Annotated in this window: 4 protein-coding genes and 2 pseudogenes; all 6 read right to left on the bottom strand. The window is 63.5% G+C overall.

Annotated elements, in window-relative coordinates; genetic code table 11:
• A pseudogene (locus AAC023_RS14120) lies at positions 1 to 464 on the bottom strand (serine--tRNA ligase); the annotation flags it as partial.
• Positions 465 to 531: 67 nt separating this feature from the next.
• Entirely contained in the window at positions 532 to 1,338 is an 807-nt protein-coding gene (tatC, locus tag AAC023_RS14115) for a twin-arginine translocase subunit TatC (protein ID WP_339741877.1), read from the bottom strand.
• 5 nt (positions 1,339 to 1,343) lie between these two features.
• Positions 1,344 to 1,784 carry a Sec-independent protein translocase protein TatB gene (gene tatB / locus AAC023_RS14110; protein ID WP_339741874.1) on the bottom strand — a complete coding sequence of 147 codons (441 nt, stop codon included), beginning with the start codon at positions 1,782 to 1,784 and terminating at the stop codon, positions 1,344 to 1,346.
• A gap of 5 nt (positions 1,785 to 1,789) precedes the next feature.
• Positions 1,790 to 2,002, bottom strand: coding sequence for a twin-arginine translocase TatA/TatE family subunit (locus tag AAC023_RS14105; RefSeq protein ID WP_339741872.1), 213 nt, complete (start codon positions 2,000 to 2,002; stop codon positions 1,790 to 1,792).
• Between the two features lie 79 nt (positions 2,003 to 2,081).
• The gene (gene scpB, locus AAC023_RS14100; protein WP_339741870.1) at positions 2,082 to 2,897 is read right to left on the bottom strand and encodes an SMC-Scp complex subunit ScpB; all 816 of its coding nucleotides are present in this window, start codon (positions 2,895 to 2,897) and stop codon (positions 2,082 to 2,084) included.
• Positions 2,890 to 3,163, bottom strand: a pseudogene (locus tag AAC023_RS14095) (segregation/condensation protein A); the annotation flags it as partial. The gene scpB and the pseudogene AAC023_RS14095, both read right to left, overlap by 8 nt.

The raw sequence follows: 3,163 nt of genomic DNA, 5'->3' as shown, positions 1-3,163 counted from the left end.
CCCTCGAAATCCAGCTGGCCGAGGCCCTCGCCGAGATCGACATGGTCCTTCGGTTCGTAATTGAAGGCTTTGGGCTCGCCCCAGCGGCGGATTTCGAGATTGTCGTTCTCGTCCTTGCCCAGCGGCACATCGGCTTCGGGCAGATTGGGCAGGGCTGCGAGAAGCTCGCTCAGCGCCTCGTCGAAATGCTTTGCCTGTTCGCTGCTTTCCTCGAGCACGGTCTTGAGCCGGTCGACCTCGCCGCGCAGCCGGTTGAACTCGGCCTCATCGCCGCTCGCCTTGGCACGCCCGACCTGTTTGGACAGGGCATTGCGCTCGGTCTCGGCCTCCTGCTGGCGGCCGAGCGCTTCGCGGCGCTGGGCGTCGAGCTTGAGCAGGGCCGGCGATTGCGGCTCCATGCCACGCCGTGCGAGGGCGGCGTCGAAAGCGGCGGCATCGTCGCGGATGAGCTTGATATCGTGCATGGCGGTGATCTCGGTTCAACAGTGTGTCAGCGGGCTATAACCCCAGCCGCCGTTTGCGTAAACCGGATCAGCTCTCTTCGAGGTCGGTCGTTTTCGGTTCCATCCAGCGCATCAGGCCGATGGAGATGAAATACAGCAGCAACAGGGCCGAGCCGAGCATGAGCTGGCTGATCGGATCGGGCGGCGTCACGAAGGCTGCGAACAGCGCAATCCCGACCACGGCGAAACGCCAGCTGCCCAGCATTTGTTTCGAGTTGATGATGCCGGCCTTGGCCAGCAGCATCATCAGGATCGGCATCTGAAATGAGATCCCGAACACCAGCATCAGCGTCGTGATCAGATTCATGTAATCGGAGACATTGAGGAGAAGCTCGATCGAAATCCCCGGACCCGCACTGGCCTGCTCCTGGCCGAGCGAGAAGCGCATCACCATCGGCAAAACGAGGAAATAGACAAAGCTGACCCCGGCCGCGAACAGGATGGGCGAGAGGGCCAGGAAGGGCGCGAAGGCGCCGCGCTCATTCTTGTACAGGCCCGGCTGGACGAAACCGTAAACCTGCCAGGCAATGACCGGGAAGACGACCATGATGGCGCCAACCAGGGCCAGTTTGAGCTTGACGAAGAAGAATTCCAGCGGCGCGAAGAAATTCGCCGTCAGGTCGAGTTCCTCGACCGGCACGCCGCGCACCAGCGAGGCGGCATCACTATAGGGTGCCAGCAGCCACTCATACAGCAGGCCGGAGATCAGGAAACAGCCGATGAAACCAGCCGTCAGGAATCCGATCACCAGGAGCAGGCGCTGACGCAGTTCGATCAGATGATCCATCAGCGGCGCGCGGCTCGACTCAACCTCGTCATGTTCGATTTCGGCCATGGGCGCTATTCAGTGTCCCTGGGCGCGTCTGGCCGGGCGGGCTCAGATTCGGAAGTTTCCGGCTTGGCCGGCGCGGGTTTTGAAGGCACGGGGCGCGGCGGTTGCGGCGCGCCAAACCCAGTATCGCCGATGCGGTTGGCACTGGCGATTTTCAATTGCCGGATCTTGTCGTTCTGGGCTTCCTGGGCCGCCTTGTCGAGTTCGCCGGAGATTTCCTCGATCGGATTGCCGCGCTTCAGCGCTTCGATTTCCTTGCGCAAATCGGACAATTCCGTCTCGCGGCCGAGCTCGTCAAAACTGGCCTGGAAATCCCGCGCCATGCCGCGGGCCTGGGCCAGCATGCGGCCGATCCGGCGCATCAGCACCGGCAATTGCTGCGGGCCGACCACGACCAGCGCCAGGACCAGCACCACCAGCATTTCCGGCATTCCGATGCCGGGCGCCATGGCGGTTAAACTCCGGTTTTTTCGTCTTCGCGCGCGGCGGCGTCGAGACCGGGCGCAGGCGCGGCGGCGTCATCGCCTTCGCCATCCTCTTCCTCATCCTTCAGCCCCTTGCGGAAGCTGGTGATGCCCTTGGCGAAATCGCCCATGACGGCCGCAATCTTGCCGCGCCCGCCAAACAACAGCACCGCGAGCAATACGACGAGAAGGATTTGCCACATTCCGGGAGCCATTTGCCCCTCCGTCTAACCAATTGTCACAAGGTCTAATCCAGTTACCCGGCCCCGTCCAATGCGGGGATCAGATATCTTCGCCGCCAGCATCGCCATCCTCATCCATGAAGTCGATATGAAAAGTGCGCTGATCCTCTTCATCGAGCGGATCTTCACCATCGACATCGCCCTGCGAACGGCCAGGGTCGGGCATGAAGAAATCGGCCGGGATGCGGGCGTCGAGCAGGCCGGCCGCCTTGAGGTCGGCCTGCCCGGGCAAATCACCGATCGAGGCCAGTCCGAAATACTCCAGAAAACGCGGTGTCGTGCCATAGGTCAAAGGCCGTCCCGGCGTCCGCCGGCGGCCGCGCGGACGAATCCAGCGCAGCTCGAACAGAAGATCCAGCGTCCCCTTGGAGACCGCGACGCCGCGAATTTCCTCGATCTCGGCCCGCGTCACCGGCTGGTGATAACCGATGATGGACAGGGTTTCCAATGCCGCCTGGGAAAGCTTGCGCGGCTCCTGGCGCACCTCATTGAGGGCTTCGGCGAGGTCCGGCGCTGTTTCGAACCGCCAGCGCCCGCCGACCTCGACCAGGCGCACGCCGCGCTCGGCATATTCCCCGGCCAGCATCGCCAGCAAGGCCTGGATATTGGCTTCCAGCGGCAGGCGGCCAATCAGGGTTTCCTCGTCGAGCGGTTCGGCGGCGGCAAACAGCAAGGCCTCGAGCAGGCGCAGATTTTCCCGCTCGGTATCCACCGCCAGTCTCAGACCCAGCGCTTCGGAGGCCTCGCGATCAGCAGATGGACCCTGATGCACGGCACGCGCCCGCAGGCTCGCAATCGCGTCAGAGATCGGGTCGGCGGCCGGGGCGGCCGTCCGGATATCGTCATCATCACTCATCGGCGGTCTCAATCCTGTTGCAGGCACGCACATAAAGCGGCGCATAGGGCTCGCGCTGCCGCAGCTGCGCATGCCCGTCCCTGGCGATTTCCAGCGCCGCCAGTACCGAGCTCGCCCGCACGGAGATGCGCGGCGGCGGGTCGGCGCCCAGATCCGCTTGGTCTGGCAACAAGCTATCAAACTCGCGCCAGTCTTTCACCTGTGGCAGCAGTGTTTCCAGCCGCTCACGCGCAGTTTCCAGACCGTAAACGCGTGGCGTCTGTGGC

The sequence above is a fragment of the uncultured Maricaulis sp. genome (assembly GCF_963976135.1).
GTDB lineage: Bacteria > Pseudomonadota > Alphaproteobacteria > Caulobacterales > Maricaulaceae > Maricaulis.
This window is presented reverse-complemented; position numbering and strand designations above follow the sequence as displayed.